Origin of the sequence: Candidatus Protofrankia datiscae, from assembly GCF_000177615.2 — a bacterium.
GTDB lineage: Bacteria > Actinomycetota > Actinomycetes > Frankiales > Frankiaceae > Protofrankia > Protofrankia coriariae.
In genome coordinates this window covers 1,266,390-1,292,594 of sequence record NC_015656.1, presented here as the reverse complement: position 1 = coordinate 1,292,594, position 26,205 = coordinate 1,266,390, and the positions used below count along the sequence as shown (strand labels likewise).

Genomic DNA, 26,205 nt, shown 5'->3' with positions numbered 1-26,205 from the left:
CGCGAGCCGGCCGGGCGGGCCGATCAGACACAACGTCGGCCAGGCATGTCGGCCAGGCATGTCGGCCAGGCATGTCGGCCAGGCATGTCGGCCAGACACGTCGGTCAGGCACAACGTCGCCACATCCGACAGCGGTCGGGCGCGGCAAATTCCGATCACACATACGGGTCGGCGACAATCCAGTGGGGCGTCACCGCCCCCAGCGCCACACACCTCCCTGATCTCGTGTGTGTGACATCGTGAGGACAGGCCGCAGGTGTCCACCGACCCCGCGGGCCAGCGGCAGCATGATCATGTTCTGGTGCCGGCCCCGCGGACCCGACGGGTTCGGGCCCTTACGGACCGCCGTCCGGCCTATCACAGGAGGTGACCTCAACGGTCGTGCAGAGAGAGCCCACGTTCCGTGCACGACCGCGCCGTCGCACGGCAGACGCCCATCTCACCTCGGCGCCACGGACGCCCGCTGGCGGGCCGGCCCGCCAGCCTTCCGACACAGCCGGCCCGTCCGGCACCCGGTCGGGCCCTGACGGCGTCCGGCCCCGGGGCCTCGCCGCGGCCGGCGCTCCGGGCGCCGGCACGACCGGCTGGGACGCCCGATCCGACGACGATGCCTCGGCCGCTTCCGACGGGCACCGGGGCGGCCCGCCCGGCGCGGGATCGGGCAGCCCCCCGGAGCGGGACGGCCTGCTCACCCGGCTCGGGATAATCGCCTGCGCCGCCGGTGTCGGTCTCGCCCTGTTGCTCCTTCCCCTGGTCGGCGCGATCGGCCTGTTCGCGAAATCCTCGGCGGACCACTACCTGAGCCTGCCGGACGAACTGCTCACCCCGCCGCTGCCGCAGAGCTCCCAGATCCTCGCCGCCGACGGCAGCCTCATCGCGACGCTGCGCGGGGAGAAGAACCGCACCGTCGTCGACGGCAGGGACATCCCAGTTGTCATGCGGCAGGCCATCGTCGCCATCGAGGACTCACGCTTCTACAGCCACGGCGGGGTGGACGTGAAGGGCGTCCTGCGGGCCGCGCTGCGCAACAGCGAGGCCGGGGACGTCCAGCAGGGCGCCTCGACGCTGACCCAGCAGTACGTCAAGAACGTGCTGCTGCAGAACGCGCACACCAAGCAGCAGCGCGAGGAGGCCGCCGGCACGTCGCTCGAGCGCAAGATCCAGGAGGCCCGGTACGCCGTCGCCCTGGAGAACAAGATCTCCAAGGACGAGATCCTCGAGCGTTACCTGAACATCGCCTACTTCGGCAACGGCAACTACGGCGTGGGTACCGCCGCCCAGAACTACTTCCAGGTCGACGTCGCCAAACTGACGCTTCCCCAGGCCGCGCTGCTCGCCGGGCTGGTGCAGAGCCCGTCCCTGTACGACCCGGTGAACCACCCCGATGCCGCCCAGCTGCGCCGGGACATCGTGCTGGACCGGATGGCCGCCCTGGGCTACATCACCCCGGCCGAGGCGGACGCGGCGAAGGCCACCCCGGTCACGGTGGTCCACGCCGCGGCCGCGGCGGCGCGGGACTCGTGCGAGACGTCGAGCGCGTCCTTCTTCTGCGACTTCGTCCGCTCCCGGCTGCTGGCCGACCCGGCGCTGGGCACGACCGAGGCCGAGCGCGCCCGGCGGGTCTACGAAGGCGGACTGGTCATCGAGACGACACTGCAGCCCAAGGTCCAGGCCGCGGCGCAGAACACGGTCAACGCCGTGATAGCGCCCGACAACCCGGTGTCGGCCACCGAGGTGGTGATCGAGCCGGGTACCGGCAACATCCTGGCGATGGCGGTGAACCGGGTGTTCGGCTCCGACTCCGCCGCCAACCAGACCAAGGAGCCGCTGGCGACCAAGGCGGTGTTCCAGCCCGGGTCGACGTTCAAGACGTTCACCCTTGCCGCGGCACTCGAGGCCGGCTACGGGCTGAACACCCAGTTCTACTCGCCGTCGTGCTACAGCACGAAGAAGTTCCCGCTGGACCGGCGGGACGGCAGCCCCTGCGCCACCGGCTACTCGAACGCCGACCCGGCGGAGAGCGGGATCTACGACATGTCCAAGGCGACCTGGGACTCGGTGAACACCTACTACATCCAGCTCGAGGAGAAGATCGGCGTGCCGGCCGTCGTCGACATGGCGACCCGGTTGGGCATCCCCGCGTCCTACCTGGAGGACGTCCATCCGACCCAGGGCGACCTGACCATCGGCTCCAGGCGGGTCACCCCGCTGGACATGGCCAACGCCTACGCCACGCTGGCCGCGCACGGCATGCGCTGCGATCCGCGGTACGTCCTGTCGGCGAGGGACTCCAACAACCAGAACGTCGACATCGCCCCCGACCCCGCCTGCGAGCGGGCGGTGACAGCCGGGGTGGCCGACACCGTGACAAGCATCCTGGCGGGCGTGGTCACGCAGGGCACCGGGTACCCGAACGCGGCGGCGATCGGACGCCCGGCCGCGGGCAAGACCGGTACCACGGATAACTACTCCGCCGCGTGGTTCGTGGGCTACACCCCCCAGATGGCCGCCTCGGTCGCGGTCGGCAACCCCAAGGGAGCGCAGGGCAACCCGCTGAGGGGGGTCGTCGCGGACGGCCGGACATGGTCCCGCGTGTTCGGCGGAGACCTACCGGCGATCATCTGGGGCCGGTCGCTGCGGGCGGCCCTCAGCGGCGTCCCCGCCATGCCCATGTCGAAGGCCAATCCCACTGTGGCCAAGGGCACCAAGGGCGGGCTGCTGTCGACTCCTCCGCCGCAACCAACACCGGCCCCCACCACGGCGGCACCGGACATCATCGAACCCATCCTGCCGCCCGGCAGATTCCCGGGCCCGGGCCGGTAACGGTAACGGGCCGGAGCCGGCCGGGACTCCCCCGGCCGGCTCCGGCTCCGCTCCGCCTTCACCGGTGGCCGAACGGCCTGAGGCGGCCGGCGTCCATCGACGTGTGCTGCTGTTCGCGAGGACACGTATGGTCACATGACCGGCGCTCCAGGCTGGCCACAGCCTCGGAGCCGGTCGCGTCCGGAACGGCCGCGTCCCAGGGCTGTGTCGCGCCCGGGACGGTTATGTCTCGCGCACGGCCGGGGTGGGCGGGGCGCTCAGGTCGCGCGCGGCGGCCACCGGCGTGGGGTCCACACCGAGCGCGAGCGCGAGATAGACGCTGGTGTAGTCGAACAGGCCCACCAGGGACGCCAGCCGCTCCAGACGGCTGGCCCCCTGCGCGGACAGCTCGGTGACCGCCACCGCCCGCTCGGCCGCGGCCGTGACGGCGGCCTCGGCCTGCCGGGTCACCGTCGGATGCTCGGCCGCCTGGTCGCGCAGCAGGACCAGCCGTAGCCGCACCGGCTCGGCTCCGTCGTCGACCCGGTCGCGGAAGAAGTCCTCCGCCGGGCCGCCGTCGGCCCCACGGACCCCGAACGGCCCGTCCAGGACGCCCGCCTGCAGGCTTGCCGAGTCGGGCAGGGTGCCCAGCAGCGCTGGGTAGCCGGCGTTCGCGGCGAGCTGGCCGGCGGCCCGGCTGGCGGCCGCGGCGGTCAGCGCGGTGGTCCCCCACAGCAGGGGTAACGACCCGGCGAGCTCAAGCGCCAGCACCTTCGCCGGGCTGATGAACGTCTCGCTGGCGGGCCGGCAGCGTACCGCCAGGTCCTCCAGGCGCACCGCCGCGGCCTCGACCGCCTCCGGGCCCTCGGCGGCGGACGGGAGAAGGCCGAGGGCCCGCACGACCGCGACAGCCGGCAGCAGCAACGCCCAGAAACCCGCCCGGGTGGGCCGGCCGTCCGCCACGGGGGCGGGCAGGAACAGTGCCCGCGCGCGTCCGGCGCGATGCGCCAGCGGCGAGTCGGGCAGGCCCACCGCGACCGTCCGGCAGCCGCGACGGTCGGCCTCCTCCAGCGCGGACAGGGCCGCCTCGTCGCGTCCCGAACCGGATATCGCGATCACGACATCGGTCACCCCCACCCATCCGGGCAGGCCGAAACCGTTGTGGCCGAGCACCGGGACCGGGCAGCGTGACCCGGCCACCGCGGCGAGCGCGTCACCGACAGCCGCCGAGGTGCCCGTCCCGGCGACGAGCACCGCCCGTGGACGGCCGTCGGCGGCGAGCGAGTCGACGCCGACCTCCCGCGCCAGCGCGGCGGACTCCCGGACCTGGCGGGCCGACGAGGCCACCTGCGGCAGCATGCCGGACGGGTCGGCGGCGTCCAGCCGGACGACGTCGTCAAGGATGCTCTCGTCCACGCCCGCGTCCCACATGTCCTGCACCATCGCACGCCCGGGCCCGTCCGGACACATCGGGGCCCACACCCGGATCTGGCCAAGCGCACGCCATGGCCGTGTCAGGACCCTGTCAGGACCGCGGACGCCGCGGGCCCGGCCTGGATCAGGCGGAGCCCGGCCGGGAGCCCGGCGGGATCAGGCAGGGCCGGGCAGGGCAGAACCGGGCCAGGGCTCACGACGATGTGGACACCGATGGCCGGGCCTCCCCGCCGAACGGGACGGCCTCGTCGAGCAACATCACCGGGATCTCGTCCCGTACCGGGAACGCCAGGTCGCACGACGTGCAGACCAGCACCGGCTCACCACCGAGGGTGTCCTGGCGCAACGGGGCGTGCGCCGGGCACGGACAGGCGAGGATCTCCAGCAGGAGCGGGTCGAGACTCAACGGCCGACCTCCTTCTTTTCACACTTCTCACAGCGGCTTCTCACGTGGCTTCTCACGGCGGATGCGGGTGAGGACCTCATCGCGCACTCGGGCCATCGTGGCATGGTCGGGGGCCTCCACATTGAGCCGCAGCAGTGGTTCGGTGTTCGACGGCCGTAGGTTGAACCAGACCTCGCCACCGAGCGTGACGGTGAGCCCGTCGAGGTGGTCGATGTCGGCCGCGTCCCCGGCATACGCCTTCTCGATCTCGGTCATGACCGCGGCGGCGTCGGCGACCGTGGAGTTGACCTCGCCGGAGGCCACGTACCGGGCGTGGCCGGCGAGCACCTGTGACAGCGGCCGGTCCTGCTCGCCCAGCACGGCCAGCACGTGCAGGGCCGCGAGCATCCCGGAATCGGCCCGCCAGAAGTCACGGAAGTAGAAGTGGCCGGAGTGCTCACCGCCGAAGACCGCCCCCGTCCGGGCCATCTCGGCCTTGATGAACGAATGGCCGACCCGGGTGCGTACCGGCACTCCGCCGAGTTCGCGCACCAGCTCCGGGACGCCCCGGCTGACGATCACGTTGTGGATGACGGTGGCGCCGGGCTCGCGGGCGAGCTCCCGCTCGGCGACGAGGGCGGTGATGGTGGACGGCGAGACGATCTCCCCGCGTTCGTCCACCACGAAGCAGCGGTCGGCGTCGCCGTCGAAGGCGAGCCCGATGTCGGCGCCGGTGGCCCGCACCGCCGCCTGCAGGTCCCGGAGGTTCTCCGGTTCAATCGGGTTCGCCTCGTGGTTCGGGAACGAGCCGTCCAGCTCGAAGTAGAGCGGGTGGACCGACAGCGGCAGCCCCTCGAACACCGCGGGGACCGTGCGTCCGCCCATGCCGTTGCCCGCGTCCACCGCGACCGTCAGCGGTCGGATCGCCGACAGGTCGACCAGCGTGTGCAGATGCCGGACGTAGGGCGCGAGCAGGTCCTGGTGGGTGATGGTGCCGCGCGGCCCGGTGGCGGGCGCGACGCCGGCCTCGGCCAGCGCCCGGATCTCACCGAGCCCGGTGCCCTGACCGATCGGCGCCGCGCCCGCCCGGCACAGCTTGATCCCGTTGTACCTGGCCGGGTTGTGGGACGCGGTGAACATCGCGCCTGGCAGGCCCAGCGAGCCGGCGGCGAAGTAGAGCAGGTCGGTGGAGCCGAGGCCGGCCATGATCACGTCTGTGCCCTGGCCGGCCGCGCCCGCGGCGAACGCCTCTGACAGCGGGACCGACGAGTCACGCATATCGTGCGCGACGACGATCCGGGGGGCGTCCAGCACGCGCACGAACGCGGCGCCGACGGCGTGCGCGACGTCGGTGTCGAGCTCGGACGGCACGACGCCCCGGACGTCGTATGCCTTGAAGATCCGCGACAGATCGTGCACTCGTCCGCCTTCCCGATCCCTGGGCTTCCCGGTCCCTGGCTTCCTGATCACCAGCCCCTGCCGGCCGCGACGCCGGCAGCCGTCCGCAGGGGCCCTGCCGCCGGTGGCCGTCCGAAGAGCCCGGCCGCGACGGCGCTGACGGCAGCCATCAGCCGCCGCCGGCAGCCGTCCAGGAGCTGCCGGCGGCGACGCCGACGACCTTACCGACACGTTGCCGGCCTGGGCCGAGCCGTTCGGGTACCCGACACCTGGCCCGCCGTGGGCGCACCGGGCCGGACACGCGCCATCCGGCCGGCCCCGGCCGGATGCCAGGCTGGCCGGTTCAGGACGGACGACCCTTCCGGCCCGCCCACCCCGGGGCGGTTCAGGACGGCCGGGGAAGGACCCGTAGATGACCGCGCCGCCCCGGGGTGGGCGGGCCGGGAGGGTCGTCACGACCCGTGGGTCGGGCCACCTCACGAACCGCGTCCGCGAGCGCCTCAAGATCGTCAGAGGCCGGGCTGTGCCTGGACTCGCCCTCGATACGCACGACCGCCCAGCCCAGTGGCACGGTGAGACGGTCGGCGTGCGTCTCACACAGGTCGTAGGAGTGCGGCTCGACATATGGGGAGAGCGGCCCGAGGACGGCTGTCGACTCGGCGTAGGCGTACGTGAGTGTGGCGACCGCAGCCGCTGAACATGCCGAGCGGGAGCAGCGCCGAGGCTTCACGTTCCGGACGGTAGCCCCCGGAACGGGCGACGGCCACAACCGCCCGCCGTGTCGCATCCATCCACGGAGGAAACGTAACAGATTTATAACGCTGCGCGTGCGCGCAGTTGTACAGGCGGGGCGGAGGGGTGCGCCGGAACGCGAATACCGGCGGGCTGTGGCGAACGGTACAGCGAATCCCGCCGGGGCTCCCGGGGGGCGCCGGCACGGTCTGCCCGGCGAGCCGTACGCTCACGACATGGCGGACAACGCCTCTACCGGCACCTCCTGGGGAACCCCCGCACCGGCCTTCCCGTCCACCCAGCCGCCGATACGCGCGGCACGCCGGCGTGACCGGCGCGGACGCGGCCTGCGCGGCCTGCTCCTCCCGCCGGAGGTGCCCGCCTACCGCAGCCGCGGCGAGCGGTTCGACGACCTCGTCCTGGACGCTGTCGAGCACCTTGAGCACCGCTGGTCGGCCGAGCTCGCCGGGGTCGAGTTCGCGGTCGAGGACGTCCCGCCCATACCGGCCGTGTTCGGCCCGGACGACCCGGTGCCGCTGGCCCACCACCAGCCCCCGGCCGGCCGGGGGCGGTCCGCGACACCGGATCGGATCATCATCTACCGCCGGCCGCTGGAAGCCCGCGCGATGGACACCGACGACCTCGCCGAGCTCATCCTGGACGTCCTCATCCACAAGATCGCGGACATGCTCGGCATGGAGCCCGAGATCATCGATCCCGAGGGCCACGGCTGGCACGAGGACGAATAGCCGGACCCGCCACCCCCGCTGCGACAGACGCGACATGCCGGCTTTGCGACCGCCCCTGGATGTCCGCGGTGGTGTCGCGTCAGGTAACCTGACAATCAGATGGATCGACCGTGTGAATACCGGCGACGACGCTGGCGGTCAGGCCAGCGGTGACGTGGGCGATAACATGAACAATAACGTGAGTGACAACATGGGCAGCGCTGCGGGCGGCACAAATCCAGGCGGCCCGGAACACGGGACGCACAGCGAAGGAATACGTACCGCGAGAATGTGACCGGCGAGGCACGTCCTGAGCCGTCAGTCACGGCGCCCGATGCCGGGCCGCGTCGCTGTCAGGCCATGTCAGAGCTGGTCGTGGCACTGTGGGGGATCTTTTCCCACCAACCGTGCCGATGGTCACGCGACACGGGGCCGGTCGCCGGTATCTTTTCCGGCCCGGCCGGGAGCATCCTGCGGGAGAGGAGCGCGGAAAGGCTTTCGGTCGGCCAGTGCCGCGCGGCGGCGACAACGACGGCTCCGGACGGCGGCCCCTTCCGTCCGACGGAGGTCGAGTAATGGTGACGGGGTGGCGAGCAATAGTGACGGCTGATCGGTCCGCCGGGATTCTGCGTTTGTTCGGGCGGGTACGCGACTACGACTGGGGCTCACCCACCGCCATCTACGACCTGCTCGGTGAGGACCCGTCCGGCCGGCCGGCCGCGGAGCTGTGGCTGGGCACCCATCCGGGTGCGCCGTCCGAGACCGAGAGCAGCGCCGGCGGCCGGCGGCAACCGGCCGAGGACGCCGTGGGCCGGCTGCCGTTCCTGCTGAAGGTGCTCGCCGCCGAGCGGGCGCTGTCCCTGCAGGTACACCCGGACCGGGCGCAGGCACGGGCCGGTTTCGACAGCGAGGAGCGGGCCGGCGTACCGCCGCAGGCCCCCTGGCGCCGGTACCTGGACCGCAACCACAAACCGGAGCTGATCGTCGCGCTCACGCCCTTCCGCGCTCTGGCCGGTATCCGTGACCCACGGCACACCCTGCGCGTGGTGCGGGCCCTCGGCCACCCCCCGCTGACCGCCGCGTTCGAGCCGCTGCGGGCGGACCCCGCGGCCGGGGCCGCGACGGTCCTGCGCACCCTGCTGACGATGCCCGCCCACCAGGGACGCGGCCTCGTCGCCGGGACCGTCGGGGCCGCCACCGTGATCGCCGCCCGGGCAGCGGCCGGCGCAGCGGCGACCGGCACGGCGGCAGCCGGCACGGCGGCGACCGGCGCGACGACAGCCGTGACGGCTGACGTAGCGACCGACGTGGCCGCGGCCGCCGACCTGGTCGTCCAGCTTGCCGCGGCACACCCCGGCGACGTCGGTGTCGCCGCCGCGCTTCTGCTCAACGACGTGCTGCTCCAGCCGGGGGAAGCGCTCTTCCAGCCGGCTCGCCTGCTGCACGCCTACGTCCACGGCGTCGGCATCGAGATCATGGCCACGTCCGACAACGTGCTGCGCGGCGGGCTGACGTCGAAACACGTCGACGTGGACGAACTGCTGCGCGTCCTGGATCCGACACCGACCCGGGCGCCCGTGCTCACCCCCCGGACGGTGGGCGGGACGGCCGGGATCATCGTGCGCGCCTGGGACGTGCCGGTCGACGATTTCGCGCTGACCGAAGCGATCTGCGGCTGGACGGCTCCCGCCGGGAGCGCCTCCCACGACAGCACCTCCGGCGGAAACGTCTTTCGTGGCGGCACTCTCGGCGCAAGCGTCTCCCGGGGGAGCGCCCCTGGGAGAAACGTCTCCGGTGGAGGCGTCCCCAGCGGCAGCGCCCCTGGCCGCAACACCCGCGGCGGAAACGTCCGTGACGCGAACGCCCCCGGTGGCGCGGTCACCATCCGGCGTCCAGCCATCCTGTTGGTGACCGACGGCGCCGTCACGGTGGAAGGCGCGGGCATCCCCTCGATGGGGCTTCGCCGAGGCCAGGCAGCCGTCGTGCCTCCGGCTTCGGCTCTGGCTCCGAACAGGGCACCGACAGCGGGCGGGGTGTCGACAGCGGGCGGGGTGTCGGCAGTGGGCGAAGCCATGACGGCGGACAGGGCACTGACTCTGAATCTGTGGGGACGAGGCAGGGTGTTCATCGCCTCACCTGGCTCGCGCACGCCACCACCGCCCTGAGCGGCTGGCTGACCGCCTGGCCCCCGACGGACGTGAAGCTCTCAAGATCTACATCCCGCCCCCGACCGAAGATCTTTTCGCCGACGAGCCATCCCCGGCCACCCGCATGGAGCATGATCCAGAAGAGTTTGCCGCCCGGTACGCTTTCGGTCCTGTAGGCGTACACAACGACAGACACACAGCGATCTCCGCTGTCCGGCCAGCGCCCCAGGGCGCCGGTCGTGTTTCGGGGAGCGGCATGATCCCGGCATGGGGCAGCGCGGCGTCCGGGATCGCCAGGGGCGTCCTCGCGGAGCTGTTCCACCTGGCCGTGGAGCCCTGTTCCGCCTGGCCATGGAGCCAATGTGGGATCGGGGCCGGGTAGGCCGGGCTATCGGCGGAAGGCGGCCCGGGGGTCCTGGAACAGGGTGGGGACGAAGACCGTCCGCGGCGCCGCCGACAGGGTCAGCGTGGCGACCCAGTCGGTGGTACCGATCGTCTGTGCCGCGACCAGCGGCCCGCCGCGGGTGACCATCCGCACGGTACCGGCCGATCCGACGGATACCGTCCGGCCGGCCGGGACGCGCAGCGGGTTTCCATCGATCCATACCGTCACTGTGGTCTCTGGCGCAGTGAGCACCAGGGCGGAAAGTGTCCGATCCGGTACGGCAGGCAGCAGCGTGGCGGCTGCCGCGTCAGGCTCGATCACGTCCGCCGCACCGACCCAGCGATACTCCCGCGCCAGCGGCGCAGCCATCACGGTTGGTGACACCCCTGCCGCTCCGTCGGACGCCGACCCCCCGGCCGGCGGCGACCCGGTCTGCTGTGAGCCGGCCTGCTGCGAACTGGCTGAGGTTGCCGCCGTGGGTCCCACGGGCAGCCCGAGACCGGCGACCACCGGCCCGCCCGAGAGCACGGCCACCCGCACCGCCGTCGTACCGACCCGCTCCGGCAACGCCACGGCGCCGGCCGTGAGCGCCGGTAGCCGCAGGACACCGCCACCGGGCACCCGCACCGCCGCCAGACCAGGCGGGGTGAAACGCGCGGACGCGGTGAGCAGCTCCAGACGGATCACCGCGTCCGCCTCGGGTGCAGCCACCACGACCTGCGCGCCCGCGATCCCGGCCGGTATCCCGGCCGTGCCGGCCAGCACCAGCGAACCGGCCGCTCCAGACCCGACCGGCCCGACCTCGGCCGCCACGGACCCGATCTGCCCAGAGCCGGCCATTCCGGACCTGGCAACTCCGGGGCCGGCCGCCCCGGCCGCAGGCTCGGCTCCCCCGGCCCCGGCCGCCCCTGAGCCGGCAGCTCCGGCACCGGCGGCCGGAGCCCCGGCCGCCGCGGGCACGACGACCTGATCCCGGGCGAACGGTGCGCCCGCACGGTCCAGCATGGCGGCGGCCAGCCGCCCGTCACGTACCCGGATCCGCACCGCCGTGGCTTCCGCGTCGGGTACCCAGTCGGTCAGCCGGCGGATCACCCGCGCCATGGGCGGCACCGAGACACCGTCACTGACCGCACCGTCACCGACCGCGCCAGTGGTGGCCATATCGTCACCGGCCGCACCAGCGGTGGACGCACCGTCATCGGCCACGGCGCCGGCGGCCCGCGCGGCGGCGCCCGGTCCTCCACGGTCGGCCGGCCCGAACGACGTGATCTCCACACGCGCGGGCGCGGTCTCGGGGTTGGTAAGGACGATCACCGGGTCACGGCCGGTGCCGGTACCCGGGCCGACGAACCAGAACTCGTTTCTCGGCGGGTTGCAGCGCGCCCGGGACGGCGCCCGACCGGGCGCGCCCGGGACGGTCACCGTGGCGCTCAGCCCGGCCGCCACGGGGCCGCTGGCGTGCACGGCCAGCGGCACACCACCGTTCACCTGGACCAGTACACCCCGCGCTCGGGCCGGACCGGTCGGAACGTCACGCACCGCACCACCGGCGGACAGCCAGATCCGTCCGTCCGTGCCCGGCTTCCCACCCACGGTGCCGCCGGCGGTCGCGACGTCCACCGTCACCGGGGCACCCGCCGGCGGATCAAGATCCGGGCACAGCAGTGTCGCGGACGTCACCGGCGCCCGTGGGCCGGCTGTGGGTGAGACCGCTTCGGGCCGGCTGCCTGCCGGGGGCCGGCCGAGGACGGCCAGGGCCAGCACGCTGGACAGGGCGAACATGACGGCAACCGTGATCATCGCTGTCAGGCGCGCGCGCCCCGTCCAACTCGCGGCCCGCGCGGCCCGGATCGGCCGTCGCGTCCCAAGACGTCGGCACCGGCTGAACAGCCCTGCCCGCACGGCCCGGATCGACCCGCCACGGTCTCCGGCAGGCGGCGCGCCGGCAGCCGCCGCCCACACGGCCTGGACCAGCCGGCCGGGCAGTTCCCTTCGAGTACGTCGCTCCGCCTGGGCTGGTTGATCCGCCTGGTTTGGCCGCTGCGGGCGGCCGGGCTGATCCGGGCGGCCGGGCTGATCCGGATGGGCCCCCTGCGTCCCGGTCACCGTGGGGAGCCCGCCGGGCCGGCCGGCAACCGGCGCCACACCACGGCGTCGTCCGCCACCTGTTCCCGGACCAGCCCGGGCACGGCGTCCAGCGCGGCGACCAGCGACGGTGCCGCGCCCGCGGCGGGGACGACGACAGCGCCCACAGCCAACGCCGTAAGCCCGCCGGCGGCCGTTGCACGCCCGGTGACAAGATCCGCGACGACCACCCCGACCGCCGCGCCACCAGCCGCGGACATCGCGCCGAAGGTGATGTCCAGGCGTGGGCCGCGGGCGTCCGTGAGCGTGTAGCCGATCGGCGCGTCCCGCGCCGGCTGACGCAGTATCAGCACGCGGGCGTCCGGCCCGGACAGCTGTGCCGCCGCGAGCGCGGAAACCACCATCCCGCCCGTGCGGGCGGCGGCGCCGGCCGCCACCTGGCCGGCATCGGCGACCATGAGCGCGCCGGTGAACGGGCTGGCCGCGACCGCCCCACCGAGGGACAGCGCCGTGACGTGCCGCCAGCCGGGCCGGTGACGGCGGAGCATCCCCCGTACTCCTGTCACTGAGAGTGCGCAAGCCGCCAACATGCCGGTGACGGCGACGGCGAGCTGCGCGGCGGCGGGCTCCCCGGCGCGTCCGGCAACACCCAGGTAGCTCTCGACGGCCGCGCCGGCCAGGCCGACGGCGACCACGCCCCATGCCGCGAGCGCCGGCCCGCGGGTCTCGGCCCGCACGGCCCCGGCCGCGCCGGCGAGCGCGACCGGTACCAGTACCGCCGCGAGGCCGGCCACATGCCCGCCGGACAGCCCGGCGGGCGGCCCGGCCGCTGACATGGCCGCTCCCAGCCAGTCCGGCAACGCGTCGGCCATGGCGCCGGTGACGTCCCGGCCACCCGCGCCTGTCCCGGGCAGGGCGCCCGGGACTTCGACGGCCGCGCCGACGAGCCGCCGCCACCCGGGGAGCAGGTCACGCCATGGCCACCACGGCAGGCTGCCGGCGACGGCCACGGCGAGCACCTGCGCCAGCCGGTGTGGCCGGTGCGGCCTGCGCAGCAGCACGACCGCGCCCGTAAGCCCGACGACGGCGGACAGCAGCAGTGCCGGCGCGCAGGCAACCACGGCGAGCAACCGCAGTGCGAGCCGGCGGGCCGTGGGCCAGGTGGCGCGGCCTGTGCCCGGCTGCGTCACCAACGCGGCCGCGGCGGTGAGCAGGCCGGGGAGCAGCACGAGCGCGAACACCACGTCGACCCGGGCCGCGGCAACCGCCCAGCTCATCGGCGGGGACAGCGCGTAGCCGGCCGCGACGATGACCCGGACCGGCGTGCGCGGCGGACGCGGTCCGCCGGCACCGGACGCCCCACCGCCGGAGACCGCCTGGACGGCACCACCACTGGGGACACCGTCACCGGGGACGGCCCTGCCGGCAACAGCCCTGCCGGAAGCGGTATGCGCAGAACCGGTACGGGCAGGGACGGTACGGGCGGGGCCCAGGTGACCGCAGGCGGCGTAGGCGGCAAGAGCGGCCAGCGCCGGTCCGCCCAGCAGGACGATATCGGCCGCCAGCCACGGCCTGCCACCCAGCACGGTCGCGAGGACGGCCAGCGGCAGCAGCCACAGCCCGGTGTCCGTCGGCCCGGACACCACGGAGCCGGCGGACACCGCGCCGGCGGCACCGCCAGGCCATCCGGCCAGGGCGACCGACCACAGATCCCGGGCGCCGTCGGGTAACGGCAGCGACACACCCGTGCCGGGTATCCGGCAGGCGGCCGTTCCCGGCCCCCATCCCGGCCCGAGCATGAAACGGGCCGCTATGAGGCTCACGACGGCCAACGCCCCGGCAAGCGCCAGGGCTGGACGCTGCGCCCAGACCGGTGGCCCGCCGCGCCCACGACGGCGGGCAGGCGCACGCGGGATGAGAGCGGCAAAGGTACGCAGGAACGTCCGGACCGCACCCAGCGGCCCGCCCCGGGCCGCTAGCAGCGTGCGCAGCCTCCGGGCGGGCACCCGCGCGGACACCGCCCGGCGACGGCGCGCCCGCCACAGCCAGCCGGGACGGCCCATCACCGTGGCGGCCGCGGCGACCTCGTCCAGTCCCTGGCGGGGCTGGCCGACGGCGGCCAGCGCGGCGCCACGCACCAGCGCCGCCGGCACGAGCCCAAGCCATGCCGGTACCAGCGGGCCGGCCGAGATGTTGGCCATCCGGACCCGCAGCTCTTCCCGCCGCAGGTCACGATAGCTGCCATGGCCACGGTGGCTGTCCTGCCCACGGTGGCCGGCACGTCCGCCGGGCCGCTGCCCGCGGGCCGGGACACGGTGGCCGCCGGGGCGGGCAGCGTGGATCACCGCGGGTGGGACGACCACCACCCGCATCCCCGCGCGCCAGACCCGCCAACAGAAGTCGAGGCCGGCAGCGGCGCGCAGCCGCGGATCGAACCCGCCGAGCCGCCGCCACGCCGGCCCGCGCACGAGCGCGCCCGCGTCCGAGACCGCCAGGACGTCCCGGACGGCGTCGTGCTGGCCGGCGTCGATCTCACCGGGGCCGATGCCGGTCACCCGGCGCCCGGCGCTGTCCACGGTGGCTCCGGCTTCGACGATCAGCTTCGGGTCGGCCCAGTCAAGCACTTTCGGGCCGAGCACGGCGGCGCTGGGATCCAGCGCCGCATAGGTCAGCAGCCGCTCCAGCGTGTCCAGGGCCGGTACCGAGTCGTGGCGCAGCAGCCAGAGGAAGTCCGGTGTGCCGGTGGCCTGGCCTGTCCGATCCGGCCTGTTTGCCTGGCCTGTCCGGCTCGCCAGCGCCGCGGCCACGGCCGCCCCGTAGCCGGTGCCCGGCGGCATGGTGCGGATCAACACCTGCGGGCTGTCCGGGATCCGCGCCCGGCGGGCCGCGGGCCCGCCGCTGACGTCCACCACGACGACATGGTCGGGCCGGCGGGTCTGCTGGCCGAGCGCACGCAGCGTCCGTGCCAGGCCCGGGCCTGTCGCGGCGTCCGGAGCAGCATGATCGGAACGTTCTCGACCGGCCCTGCCCCGGCCCTGGTCGGCGGCCACCACGATCGCGACGACTTCGACCCTGCCGTACCCGTCTACGGCCTGCCCGCCGACCGCGGGCCCACTGGCGAGGCTGCCCGGGTCGCCGGTGTCGGCGACCGGACGCTCGGCAGATGGCGGTGACGGCCCGGTGGCGGTCACGCGGCCGATGCCCGCCTACCGGCTTCCCGGCAGGGCTCGAGCGTCGAGGATCGGTGTGCGGGCCCCGAATCCGGTGAGCGGATCGGAAACATGATCGCCCCGACGTCGGCGGCCCGGCCGAGTCCGGTGGGTATCAGGCGCCGCCCGCACGATCGATGATCCATCGGATGCGGACGAAGGTCCATCGGATGCGGTCTAGACCGCCTGCCGACGCAGCCGGCGTCGCTCCCGCTCAGACATCCCGCCCCAGATACCGAACCGTTCGTCCTTTTCGAGCGCGTACTCCAGGCATTCGCTGCGGACCTCGCATCCCGAGCAGATGCGCTTGGCCTCGCGGGTCGATCCACCCTTCTCCGGGAAGAACGCCTCCGGGTCGGTCTGGGCGCACAGCGCGCGCTCCTGCCACTCCGGCGGATCCGCAAAGATGTCGTCGATACCGAGAGTGATGACGTTGGCCAGACCCGTGCCGCGTGACTCTCCGGCTGCCGCGCCACCGGCCAGCGCGTCACCAGCGGCTGCGTCACCGGTCACCGTGTCACCGGTCACCGTGCCACCGGCCCGCGACCGGCCGGCAGATGACCTTACCGATATCGATTCAGTGAATTCATCTTCTTCTTTGTCGTCGTTGCCATCATCGTGAAAGTCAATATCAAAATTGACGTCGAACTCGGCGGTGGTCAGCTCCCGACCCTCGCGGCGGCCGGGATCCGGCCGCCCGGCCCACTCGGTGGCCGTGGGCTGCGCGGGCAGCCCGGCACGTGACCGGTGTGTTTCGGCGAGGACGATGTGGACGCCCGCGTCGGTGCGTTCCATGTGGACTCCTCCAGACCCGTCGCGGTGCGGTCGGCCACCCCCCGGGCGCCGGCGCGCAGGTGACTGGTGTCCACACCGGCTGGGTGGGCGCTTTACCGCACCTTCCCCACCGGCGGGGGAAATGACACGCCGGTAATTACACGCGCCGAAGACCGCCGCGTCAACCCCACCAGCGCAACATCCTCTACAACCAGCGATCAAACAATAGCTCACGGTAGCAGGACGCTGTTACAGAGGGTCCCCGTCCAGCGCACTGAGCGATATGCGAGAAGTCCCCGAGAGCTCTGACCAGGCCATCTTACCCTCCGAAATCAGATAAAGTTGCCACGAACTGTCCTTCTTGTGACATCTCCTCCTATCCGCTGGACTTCCACTTTCGCGGATATCCATCCGAACAGTGACAACGAACATCGGTGGTTGTCGGAGCCGCACCGGCGCCTGGCACAACCGCGATCAACCCGATGAACGGGTACCGCCGGAACGTCGATCAGGGCGCCGCCTGGCATCCACCCACCGTCCATCCTGACGGGCGGGCAGGAGCGGCTGACAGGCGGGATCGGCTGACGGGCAAGCAGAACCAGCCCGTCACGCGATGGCACTTCCACCAGTCGCGATCCAGCGGAAGTGATCCGGTGGGAGCCCGGCGGAAGTATTGTCCAGCGGAATCACCGACCGGGGTGCCACCGGGACGAAAGTCAGGACTTCGGACCCGGTCAGGAGACGATCGGCAGGGCCCTCCGCACGGCTCCGTCGCCGCCAGGAGAGCGATCCCGGCCCGCGCCGGTCCCCCTGGCGGGGATTCGCACACCGGAGCGATCATCACTCTGCGTATCCGCTCCGCCGTCCTGGCGGGCAGCGGCCAGCCGCTCCGCCGGGACCCGACCGTAGGTCGTCGTCCGCTGCCGCGCCGACCGTCCCGCGGCCCGGGCCAGCGCCTCCAGCTCCGCGACGGAACGGGCCGACCCGTGCTGGGAGCCGGCCATCCGGCTGATGGTCTCCTCCATGAGCGTGCCGCCGACGTCGTTGACCCCGCCGCGCAGGACCTGCTCACAACCGTCCGGGCCGAGCTTCACCCAGGAGCACTGGATGTTGTCGATCGCGCCGTGCAGGAGCAGCCGGGCCATCGCGTGCACCGCCCGGTTCTCCTGCACGGTGGGGCCGGGCCGGGCCACGCCGGCCAGATAGATCGGCGAGCTGTGGTGGACGAACGGCAGCGCCACGAACTCGGTGAACCCGCCGGTGGACTCCTGGATGCGGCGCAGCAGCCGCAGGTGGGCCACCCAGTGCGCCGGGGTGTCCACATGCCCGTACATCATCGTGGCGGACGACCGCAGGCCCACCTGGTGCGCGGTCGTGATGATCTCCACCCAGGCCGAGGCCGGCAGCTTGCCCTTGGTGAGCACCCAGCGGACGTCGTCGTCGAGGATCTCGGCGGCCGTCCCCGGGACCGAGTCGACGCCGGCCTCGCGGGCCGCGGTCAGCCAGTCCCGGATGGACAGGCCGGTCCGGTTGACGCCGTTGACGACCTCCATCGGGGAGTAGGCGTGCAGGTGTATGCCCGGGACCCGGCTCCTGATCTCGCGGGCCAGGTCGAAGTAGGCGGTCCCGGGCAGGTCCGGGTGGATGCCGCCCTGCATGCATATCTCGGTGGCGCCGGCCGCCCACGCCGCCTCGGCCCGGGTACCGACCTCCTGTTGGGAGAGCGTGTAGGCGTCGGCGTCGCCCCGCCGCTGCGCGAACGCGCAGAACCGGCACCCGGTGTAGCAGACGTTCGTGAAGTTGATGTTCCGATTGACGATGTAGGTGACGTCGTCGCCGACGGCGTCGCGCCGCAGGTCGTCCGCAAGCCGGCAGAGCTCCTCGAGCGCGGGGCCGGCCGCGCCGAACAGGATCAGGGCGTCCGCGTCGCTGATGCCCGCCGGATCGTCGGCGGCGCGCCGCAGCGCGGCCCTCATCTCGCCGTCGAGGCGCGGCGACGCGGCGGCGGTAGCCACGGCCGGCGAGTCACCACCGGGCACAGCGCCGCCTTGCGCGGCGCCACCGGGCACAGCGCCGCCGGGTATGGCGCGGGCTCCCGTGCCGACCACTCCGTCCGCGCCGGTGCCCGCGGCGCTGACCTGCGCGCGCAGGACGTCCCAGTCGCCGTAGACCGAGGCGAAGTCCGCCCGGCGGTCGGTACGGCGGCCGGAGACGTCGATGGCCGCCTGCAGGTCGACCCGGCCGCTGTCGGCGAGCCCGCCGTCCGGCTCCTGCCAGGGGCGGCCCGCCGCGGCCGCTCCCGCGCGCAGCAGGCCGTCCGGACCGCTCAGCGCGGCCACATGCGGGCGTAGCCTGGGGTCCAGCCACGGTTCGTCCAGGTAGGGCGGGTAGGCGGTCAGCCGGGGCCGCAACGTCAGGCCAGCCGCCACGGTGGCCGTGGCCAGGGCTGTCACCGCCGGCCAGGGGCGTTCCGGGTTGACGTGGTCCGGTGTCACCGGTGACACCCCGCCCCAGTCGTCGATGCCGGCGGCCAGCAGCAGCGCGCACTCGTCCGGGTCGACCAGGTTCGGCGGCGCCTGCAGCCGCAGGGACGGGCCGAGCACCAGCCGGGCGACGGCGACCGCCGCGGCGAGTTCCTCGGCGCCGACATCGGGCGCGCCCCGCATCGCCGTGTCGTCCTTGGCCCGGAAGTTCTGGACGATCACCTCCTGGATACCGCCGTAACGGCGGGCCACCGCTCTGATCGCGAACAGCGTCTCGGCGCGTTCCAGGTAGGTCTCGCCGATGCCGAGCAGCAGGCCGGTGGTGAACGGCACCGACAGCCGGCCGGCGTCCTCCAGCACCCGCAGCCGGCGGGCCGGCTCCTTGTCGGGCGAGCCATAGTGCGGGCTGCCCGGGGTGGACCACAGCCGGGTCGCGGTCGTCTCCAGCATCATGCCCATGGACGGCGCGACCGGCTTGAGCCGGGCCAGCTCCTGCCAGGACAGCACCCCGGGGTTCAGGTGCGGCAGCAGCCCGGTCTCCTCCAGGACGGCGATGGCCGCCGCCCGCAGATAGCCGAGGGTGGAGTCGTAGCCATGGCTGTCCAGCCACTGGCGCGCCGCCGGCCAGCGGTCCTCCGGACGATCGCCCAGGGTGAACAGCGCTTCCGCGCAGCCCGCCGCCGCGCCGCTGCGGGCGATCTCGACGACCTCGTCCAGGCTCAGGTAGGGCGCGGGCAGCCGGTGCGGGACGGTCGCGAACGTGCAGTAGTGGCACCTGTCCCGGCACAGCCGGGTGAGGGGGATGAACACCTTCGGCGAATAGGTGATCGTGCCCGGCCGCCCGGCCGAGCGCAGGCCGGCGTCGCGCACCCGCGCCGCCGACGCGGACAGGTCGACGAGATCGCCCCCGCGGGCGGTCATCAGCACGGCCGCCTCCACCGCGTCGAGCGGCACGCCGTCGCGGGCCCGGCGCAGCGCGCGCCGCAGCGCCGGGCCCGCGGGAGCCAGGCCGGCTTCGGCGCCGGTGGTCGCTCGGTCACGCGGTTCACGACCCGGCTGGACGGCAGTCCGTACCGGCCGGGCGGCCGTCTGTCCGGTCTGCCGTGTCACCGGCGGCGTGGCATCGCTGTCCGTGGCCCGGGACGGGCCCTGCGCGGGCTCCCGCGATCTCGTCATCTACCCATCCGAATCCCAGCGATCAGCTATCGGGCGAAGCCGCCAGCAGCACGATCATGTTCTTCGCACCGGCGACGGCCATCGCATCCGGGCGCATCCGGGCACCCATACGGACACCTCTGTCGGACACGTCCGGGCACCTCCGGGCCTCCTCGAGCCGAAGGTGGCAGGACCATGCTCCGCGCGCCGCCGGCGGCCGGCATCTTCGAGGAGCCCGTGTTCGGGGATCCCGAAGGCCGACAGCAACGCGATCATGCTTTTCACGCCCGGGCGGCGGTGGCATCCGGCCACGCCGCCAGGGTCACCGCGACGATCCGGCCGACTGCCGCCGGTTGGCTGTCACCAGGGCCCGAAGGGCGCCTGTAGTCACGGACAGTCAACGGCAGGCCGATCATGCTTTGTGCGCGGCCGGCTCCGAACGCCGCTTCGCGAGCCCGGGCGGCCCGGGCTGTGCCCGCGGGATGCCGGTCGACGTGAGCGCCTCCGCGCGGTCGAACATCCCCCGGGCACGACACAGACCTCGGGCCGACAGGTGGTGTCAGCGGGTCAGGTGGTGATGGCGCGCAGCCGGCTGGCAACACCAAGAATGTTGTACGTCCGGGTACGGGCGACGAGCCGGTCGCAGCTGCGGGCCCCGGGGTCGCCCGGCGGCGCCGGGGACCTGCCCGCGCTACGGCGTACCTGCGAACGCCTGGCTGCCTCGACCTGTGGATGGCGCGCGTCGGCCAGCGCCCGGGCCAGCGTAGCCGTGAGGGCGTCGAGGCTGTGGCGCATCACGGGCGGCTTCGACTGGGACATGAATCGTCCTTTCCGGTTACGGCACACATGCCGGTGGTACATCCAGTCTCCCCATCCTCTCTAAGCAGAATCAAGAGATACGACACATCCAATGCGATCCGCCATCTTTTCAAGATCACAACTCGGAGCGACAGGACGGACCGGACAAAAAACGACCTTGACGGGTGGATACACCGATAACGGACGACAACCACCGTTGACATCCATCACGTGTCGCCGGTCCGGGTACCTTCCACGCACCGATGACGGCGACGGTCGTTAGGCTGATCAGGTGCCGCGTAACCGTCAGGAGGTCCCACGCGAGGAGCGAATAGACGCGCTGCTGGCCGTCGCCGAGCAACAGTTCCTCGCCCGCGGCTTCGCCGCCACCTCCGTCGCCGAAATCGCCCGGGCAGCGGGCATCGAGCCAGGCTCCGTCTACTGGTATTTCCGGTCGAAGGACCACGCCTTCGCCGCCGTCCTCAACCGGTTGCTCGACGGTGAGGTCGACCGCATCGAGGTGCTCGACGGTGATCCGGCGCAGAAGCTGTTCGCGGCCCTGGATTCGGTCGAACGCCGGCGTTCCCTGCATCCCTGTGTGGCCGAACGCGCACCGCACTCCCCGACGGTGATGGAGTACCACGAACGGCTGCACTCCTGGCTGCACGATCTGGCGATGGCCACGGTCGCCGACCATGTCGACGAAACGGAACAGGACATCGCCGCGGACGCGGTCGTGGCCACCATCGAAGGCGGGCTGGCCGACCCCGCTCCGACGCGGCCGACCAGCAGCCTGGTGCGCTATCTGCTGGCCGCGTTCGCCACCCACCACCCCGCGGCCGGAGCCGACAGCACCCCCCTGTCCCAGCCGGCGAGCGCGCAGCCGTAGGTTTTTGTCAGGCTTCGTGAGTTCCCCGAGTCCCAGCGCCTGACAGCCACGGGGAACCGGCGGCCCTGGAACGCGGCCGCGGTACCCACGGCGGCCGGCTCGGCCGTCACCGGTGACAGCATGCGGATAGGGTCGAACGGTGACACAGGCACGGGACGCGAGGGCACGGGACGCGAGGGCACGGGACGCGAGGGCACGGGACGCGAGGGCACGGTGAGGATCACAGCGCTCGCGGGCGGCATCGGGGGATCCCGTTTCCTGCTCGGTGTGCGGGCCGCGTTACCCGACGCCGACATCACGGTGATCGGCAACACCGGTGACGACATCACCCTGCACGGCCTGCGTATCTGCCCCGACCTCGACACGGTCATGTACACCCTCGGCGGGGGGATCTCCACCGAGCGGGGCTGGGGCCGGCACGAGGAGACGTTCACCGTGGCCGAAGAGCTGGCAGCCTACGGCGTCGGCCCGGCCTGGTTCGGGCTCGGCGACCGCGACCTCGCCACCCATCTCGTCCGCACCCAGATGCTCGCCGCCGGCTATTCGCTCACCGACGTGACCGCGGCGCTGTGCCAGCGGTGGCAACCGGGGCTGCGTCTGCTGCCGATGAGCGACGACCGGGTCGAGACACATGTGGTCGTCGACACCGAGCAGGGGCGGCGGGCCGTGCACTTCCAGGAGTGGTGGCTGCGGATGCGCGCCGCCACCCCGGCCCAGGAGATCATCTCGGTCGGGGCCGAGCAGGCGCGGCCGGCGCCGGGGGTGCTCGACGCGCTCGCGGACGCCGACGTCGTGCTGCTCCCGCCGTCGAACCCGGTGGTGTCCATCGGGTCGATCCTCGCCGTGCCGGGGCTGCGGGCAGCGCTGGTCGCGACACCCGCGCCCGTCGTCGGGGTGTCCCCGATCATCGGCGGGGCCCCGGTACGCGGCATGGCGGACGCCTGCCTGCGCGCGATCGGTGTGGCCACCACCGCGGCCGCGGTCGGCGCCCACTACGGCGCCCGCGGCACCCCCACCACGGGCGGGAGCAGCGGCGGCGGCACCGACGTCGTGAGCGCCGACGGCGGCGGAGGCACCGGCGTCGGCGAGGGCGGCACCGGCGCGGCCGTCGGCGGGGGGATCCTCGACGGCTGGCTGGTCGACACCGCCGACACCGGCACGCAGGTGCCCGGCGTCACGGTGAAGGCCCGGCCGCTGCTGATGACGGACATCGACGCGACCGTCGAGATCGTCCGCGCGGCCCTGGATCTCGCCGGTGTCTGAGTCACTGTCCGTCACCGCCATCGCGGGAATCGGCGAGATACACGCGGGCGACGACCTCACAGCAGTCATCGCAGCCGCGCTCACCACCCAGAATGTCACGTTACGCGACGACGACATCCTCGTCGTCACCTCGAAGATCGCCTCGAAGGCCGAGGGGCGACTGGTCCCGGCGGGCGCCGACCGGGAGGCCGCGCGACTGGCCGCCGTCGAGGCCGAGACCGTCCGCGAGGTCGCCGCCCGAGGGCCGACCCGCATCGTCGAGACCCGGCACGGGTTCGTGCTCGCCAATGCCGGGGTGGACGCGTCGAACGTCCGCAAGGACGAGATCGCCCTGCTGCCGCTCGACCCGGACGCGAGCGCGCGGGCCCTGGTCGACGGCCTGCGGGCCCGTCTGGGCGTGTCCGTGGGCGTCGTCGTCAGCGACACCGCCGGCCGGCCGTGGCGGGCCGGCCTGACCGACCACGCGATCGGTGTCGCGGGGCTGGCCGCGCTGCGCAGCCACATCGGCGACGTCGACCCGTACGGCAACGAGCTGGGCATGACCGAGATCGCCGAGGCGGACGAACTGGCTGCCGCGGCCGACCTGGTCAAACGGAAGCTCTCCGGGGTGCCGGTGGCGCTCGTGCGCGGTTTCCGCGCGCGCGCCGACGACGGCCGGGGGGCTCGGGCGCTGGTCCGCCCGGCGGGCGAGGACATGTTCCGGCTCGGCACCGCCGAGGCCCGGCGCTCGGCGGTCACCGCCCGGCGGACGGTCCGCGAGTTCAGCGACGCGCCCGTGGATCCGCGGGCGCTCCAGCGCGCCTTCGCCGCCGCCGTGACCGCCCCGGCCCCGCACCACACGACCCCGTGGCGGTTCGTGCTCGTCGCCGACGCCCGCGACGAGCTGCTGACACGGATGGCCGAAGCATGGGCTGCGGACCTGCGCGCGGACGGCTTCGACCCGGCCGCGGTCACCCGCCGGCTGGGGCGTGGCGACGTCCTGCGCCGGGCGCCCGTCCTGGTCGTGCCCTGCCTGGTCACCGACGGCGCCCACTGCTATCCCGACCGCCGGCGGGCCGCCGCCGAGGAGCGGATGTTCCTGGTCGCGATGGGGGCCGGCGTGCAGAACATGCTGGTCTGCCTGGCCGCGGAGGGCCTGGGGTCGTGCTGGGTGTCGAGCACCCTGTTCTGCCCGGACGTGGTCCGCGAGGTGCTGCGGCTGCCGGCGGACTGGCAGCCCATGGGCGCGGTGGGGATCGGCCATCCGGCGCGTCCGCCCGAGCCACGCCCGCCCCGGGACGTCACGCCGTTCGTCGTCACCAGGTGAGCCGGGTCACGTGGCCTGCGCCGGGTGAGCGGATCAGCTGACCAGGAGCGGGTGACCAGGAGCGCACCCTGTGACCCGGATCCCGTAACCGGAACCTCGTGGCCAGGACGGGGTGCGGCATGATATTCGGACCTTCGTAGGATGGGGCGCCGTGGGCAAAAAGAACGCGGAACGCAACGCACGGCTGGAGGCGCTCCGGCGCGAACAACGGCGCCAGGAGCGGCGCCGTTCCTGGCTGCTCTACGGTTCCGCCGGTGTCGTCCTGCTCGCTGTCCTCGCCGGCATCATCATCTATGCCGTATCCGACAACCAGTCGAAGAACGAAACCCGCAAGGTCGGCTATGTCGCGGCGGCGAGCGACGCCGCGGCGGCGGCCGGGTGCACCGGGGTCGTCAACGACGCGTCACGCGGCAACACCCATATCGCGGCGAACGAGACCGTCAACTACGACGTGGCCCCGCCGTCGTCCGGTAACCATGACGCCGACCCGCTGCCGGACGCCTACCGCTTCTACGAGCGCATCCCGAAACTGCGGATCGAACGTGCCGTGCACAATCTCGAACACGGCTTCGTCATCGGCTGGTACGACCCGAAACTCCCCGACGACCAGGTCACGGCGCTGCGTGCGGCTGCTGAGAACGCCGGTGAGCGGTTCATCGCGGTGCCCTGGGAACGCGGCGACTTCCCCGAGGACAAGCACTTCGTCCTTACCGCCTGGGACCGCACCCAGCGTTGCGCGACCGTCTCCGAGAGCGCCATCAAGGAGTTCGTGTCCGCCTATGCCAACCCGGACCCCGCCGGCGCGGCCTGGGACTCCCCCACCGCCGCCGAGTCGGGTGCCTCCGGCGGGAGCCTCAACCTCAGCCCGACGATCGCGGGCACGGTGGCCGCGCTGACCGCGCAGGCGCAGGCGCAGGCCACGCCGGGCGGGACGACTCCCGCGCCGGGGACGTCCGCCGCGCCCGATTCCACAGTGCCGCGCTGAGCGCTTCGGCGCTGAGGGCTTCGGGCAGGCCGCGGGGCGCGCGCCCCGGCCAGGAGACGAACGGGAAGGGCCGGGTGGACGCCGCCAGCCGGCCCGCCCCGGCCGGTCAGACGCAGTCGGTCAGACGCGGTCGGAGCTGAAACGGATCGCGCCCGCGGTCAGCACCGCGTCGGGGAAGACGCGGGCGCCGGCCCGCAGTTCGTTGCCGGCCCCGATCCGTGCGCGGTCACCGATGACCACCCCGTCCAGCGACACCCTGTTCCCGACGACCGCGCCGGCGCCCACCACCGAGGTGCGCACGGTCGCGCCCTCACCGATCACCGCGCCGTCGAAGAGCACCGCGCCGTCGACGGTGGCGCCGGCACCCACCACCGCGCCGGCGCCCACCACCGCGCCCCCGCCGATCTTGGCGTCGACGGCGACGGAGGCGCCTGGCAGCACCAGCCAGTCACCCACCGGCCCTGGCAGCGCCGAGGAGGCGATCCGTCCGGTCACCAGATCCCGGGAGCCCCGGACGAACGCGTCGGGTGTGCCCAGGTCCAGCCAGTAGGTGCTGTCGATGTAGCCGACCACCAGGAAACCGGCGTCCAGCAGACCGGGGAAGGTCTCCCGCTCGACCGAGACCGGACGCCCCACCGGAATGCTGTCGATCACCGACCGGCGGAACACGTAGCAGCCCGCGTTGATCCGGTTGGTCGGCGGGTCGGGTGTCTTCTCCAGGAACTGGGTGACCCGGCCGTCCGCGTCGGTGGAGACGACACCGAACGCCCGCGGGTCGTCGACCTCGGTCAGGTGCAGGGTGACGGCCGCGTCGGCCTGGCAGTGGCGCCGCACCAGCGCGGCGATGTCCAGCCCGGAGAGGATGTCGCCGTTGAAGACGACCACCGGGTCGTCCGGGCCGCCGCGCAGTCTCGACGCGACGTTGCGGATCCCGCCGCCGGTCCCGAGCGGCTCGGCCTCGGTGACGTACTCCAACTCCAGCCCGTGGGCGGAGCCGTCCCCGAAATACTCCTCGAACACCTCGGCCCGGTACGAGGTCGCGAGAACGACCCGGGTGATCCCCGCGTCCCGGGCGCGGGCGAGCATGTGGGCGGTCACCGGCACCCCGGCGACCGGAAGCATCGGTTTCGGTGCCGACATCGTCAACGGGCGCAGCCGGCTGCCCTGCCCCCCGACCAGCATCACAGCGTCCATGGCGGGTCAGTTTCGCAGAGGCGACACCGTCTGGTGCACGATGTTCGCGTATT

At 73.2% G+C, this 26,205-nt stretch carries 18 protein-coding genes; 8 read left to right on the top strand and 10 right to left on the bottom strand.

From position 1 onward, the window contains the following. Positions 1-381: 381 nt before the first annotated feature. A complete protein-coding gene (locus FSYMDG_RS05335) occupies positions 382-2,823 on the top strand; it encodes a transglycosylase domain-containing protein (protein WP_013872573.1) in 2,442 nt (813 codons plus the stop codon). A gap of 222 nt (positions 2,824-3,045) precedes the next feature. On the opposite strand, the gene FSYMDG_RS05330 is transcribed toward FSYMDG_RS05335, so the two are convergent. The 4 genes from FSYMDG_RS05330 to FSYMDG_RS24010 all read right to left on the bottom strand — a co-directional run bounded on the left by FSYMDG_RS05330 (position 3,046) and on the right by FSYMDG_RS24010 (position 6,749). After that, complete coding sequence (locus tag FSYMDG_RS05330; RefSeq protein WP_043604977.1) at positions 3,046-4,233, bottom strand: SIS domain-containing protein; 1,188 nt, start codon at positions 4,231-4,233, stop codon at positions 3,046-3,048. Between the two features lie 196 nt (positions 4,234-4,429). Then, positions 4,430-4,642 carry a Trm112 family protein gene (locus FSYMDG_RS05325; protein WP_013872571.1) on the bottom strand — a complete coding sequence of 71 codons (213 nt, stop codon included), beginning with the start codon at positions 4,640-4,642 and terminating at the stop codon, positions 4,430-4,432. 27 nt (positions 4,643-4,669) lie between these two features. Continuing rightward, positions 4,670-6,040, bottom strand: a complete 1,371-nt coding sequence (locus FSYMDG_RS05320; RefSeq protein ID WP_013872570.1) for a phosphomannomutase/phosphoglucomutase — start codon at positions 6,038-6,040, stop codon at positions 4,670-4,672. 364 nt (positions 6,041-6,404) lie between these two features. Next, the gene (locus FSYMDG_RS24010) at positions 6,405-6,749 is read right to left on the bottom strand and encodes a DUF3499 domain-containing protein (protein WP_076843331.1); all 345 of its coding nucleotides are present in this window, start codon (positions 6,747-6,749) and stop codon (positions 6,405-6,407) included. A 157-nt stretch (positions 6,750-6,906) separates the two neighbouring features. On the opposite strand from FSYMDG_RS24010, the gene FSYMDG_RS05315 reads away from it, so the two are divergent. Both FSYMDG_RS05315 and manA read left to right on the top strand, forming a co-directional pair. After that, positions 6,907-7,500 (top strand): metallopeptidase family protein, encoded by a 594-nt coding sequence (locus FSYMDG_RS05315; RefSeq protein ID WP_237702999.1) that lies wholly within the window; start codon positions 6,907-6,909, stop codon positions 7,498-7,500. A 578-nt stretch (positions 7,501-8,078) separates the two neighbouring features. Then, entirely contained in the window at positions 8,079-9,644 is a 1,566-nt protein-coding gene (gene manA, locus FSYMDG_RS05305) for a mannose-6-phosphate isomerase, class I (RefSeq protein WP_347176450.1), read from the top strand. A 370-nt stretch (positions 9,645-10,014) separates the two neighbouring features. On the opposite strand, the gene FSYMDG_RS05295 is transcribed toward manA, so the two are convergent. The 4 genes from FSYMDG_RS05295 to FSYMDG_RS05280 all read right to left on the bottom strand — a co-directional run bounded on the left by FSYMDG_RS05295 (position 10,015) and on the right by FSYMDG_RS05280 (position 19,738). Next, on the bottom strand, positions 10,015-11,793 hold the full coding sequence (locus FSYMDG_RS05295; RefSeq protein WP_157490974.1) for a DUF5719 family protein: 1,779 nt from the start codon (positions 11,791-11,793) through the stop codon (positions 10,015-10,017). Positions 11,794-12,113: 320 nt separating this feature from the next. Next, entirely contained in the window at positions 12,114-15,287 is a 3,174-nt protein-coding gene (locus FSYMDG_RS26760) for a glycosyltransferase (protein ID WP_013872564.1), read from the bottom strand. Positions 15,288-15,482: 195 nt separating this feature from the next. Next, positions 15,483-15,746, bottom strand: coding sequence for a WhiB family transcriptional regulator (locus FSYMDG_RS29985; protein ID WP_166462337.1), 264 nt, complete (start codon positions 15,744-15,746; stop codon positions 15,483-15,485). Between the two features lie 1,067 nt (positions 15,747-16,813). Continuing rightward, positions 16,814-19,738, bottom strand: a complete 2,925-nt coding sequence (locus FSYMDG_RS05280) for a bifunctional FO biosynthesis protein CofGH (protein ID WP_013872562.1) — start codon at positions 19,736-19,738, stop codon at positions 16,814-16,816. A gap of 174 nt (positions 19,739-19,912) precedes the next feature. Between FSYMDG_RS05280 and FSYMDG_RS26755 the strand changes: the two genes are divergently transcribed. After that, positions 19,913-20,104: a hypothetical protein gene (locus FSYMDG_RS26755; protein ID WP_013872560.1), complete on the top strand. Its 192-nt coding sequence runs from the start codon at positions 19,913-19,915 to the stop codon at positions 20,102-20,104. 180 nt (positions 20,105-20,284) lie between these two features. On the opposite strand, the gene FSYMDG_RS05275 is transcribed toward FSYMDG_RS26755, so the two are convergent. After that, a complete protein-coding gene (locus FSYMDG_RS05275) occupies positions 20,285-20,536 on the bottom strand; it encodes a hypothetical protein (protein WP_013872559.1) in 252 nt (83 codons plus the stop codon). Between the two features lie 271 nt (positions 20,537-20,807). On the opposite strand from FSYMDG_RS05275, the gene FSYMDG_RS05270 reads away from it, so the two are divergent. The 4 genes from FSYMDG_RS05270 (at position 20,808) to FSYMDG_RS05255 (ending at position 24,958) form a co-directional block, all read left to right on the top strand. Further along, complete coding sequence (locus FSYMDG_RS05270) at positions 20,808-21,404, top strand: TetR/AcrR family transcriptional regulator (RefSeq protein WP_013872558.1); 597 nt, start codon at positions 20,808-20,810, stop codon at positions 21,402-21,404. A 213-nt stretch (positions 21,405-21,617) separates the two neighbouring features. Continuing rightward, positions 21,618-22,667 carry a 2-phospho-L-lactate transferase gene (cofD, locus tag FSYMDG_RS05265; RefSeq protein ID WP_013872557.1) on the top strand — a complete coding sequence of 350 codons (1,050 nt, stop codon included), beginning with the start codon at positions 21,618-21,620 and terminating at the stop codon, positions 22,665-22,667. Next, a complete protein-coding gene (locus FSYMDG_RS05260; RefSeq protein ID WP_013872556.1) occupies positions 22,660-23,973 on the top strand; it encodes a coenzyme F420-0:L-glutamate ligase in 1,314 nt (437 codons plus the stop codon). The genes cofD and FSYMDG_RS05260 overlap by 8 nt, the downstream gene beginning before the upstream one ends. Before the next feature lie 151 nt (positions 23,974-24,124). Next, complete coding sequence (locus FSYMDG_RS05255; RefSeq protein WP_013872555.1) at positions 24,125-24,958, top strand: DUF3105 domain-containing protein; 834 nt, start codon at positions 24,125-24,127, stop codon at positions 24,956-24,958. A gap of 120 nt (positions 24,959-25,078) precedes the next feature. Here the strand turns inward: FSYMDG_RS05255 and FSYMDG_RS05250 are convergent, their stop codons facing one another. Continuing rightward, positions 25,079-26,152, bottom strand: coding sequence for a sugar phosphate nucleotidyltransferase (locus tag FSYMDG_RS05250; RefSeq protein ID WP_043603018.1), 1,074 nt, complete (start codon positions 26,150-26,152; stop codon positions 25,079-25,081). Between the last annotated feature and the right edge of the window lie 53 nt (positions 26,153-26,205).

Bases quoted from the DNA above. Each gene is read 5' to 3' on its own strand.
- FSYMDG_RS05330 (WP_043604977.1), bottom strand. From the start codon at position 4,233: ATGTGGGACGCGGGCGTGGACGAGAGCATCCTTGACGACGTCGTCCGG.
- FSYMDG_RS05295 (WP_157490974.1), bottom strand. From the start codon at position 11,793: ATGTTCGCCCTGTCCAGCGTGCTGGCCCTGGCCGTCCTCGGCCGGCCC.
- FSYMDG_RS05280 (WP_013872562.1), bottom strand. From the start codon at position 19,738: ATGACGAGATCGCGGGAGCCCGCGCAGGGCCCGTCCCGGGCCACGGAC.
- FSYMDG_RS26755 (WP_013872560.1), top strand. From the start codon at position 19,913: ATGCTCCGCGCGCCGCCGGCGGCCGGCATCTTCGAGGAGCCCGTGTTC.
- FSYMDG_RS05275 (WP_013872559.1), bottom strand. From the start codon at position 20,536: ATGTCCCAGTCGAAGCCGCCCGTGATGCGCCACAGCCTCGACGCCCTC.
- FSYMDG_RS05250 (WP_043603018.1), bottom strand. From the start codon at position 26,152: ATGGACGCTGTGATGCTGGTCGGGGGGCAGGGCAGCCGGCTGCGCCCG.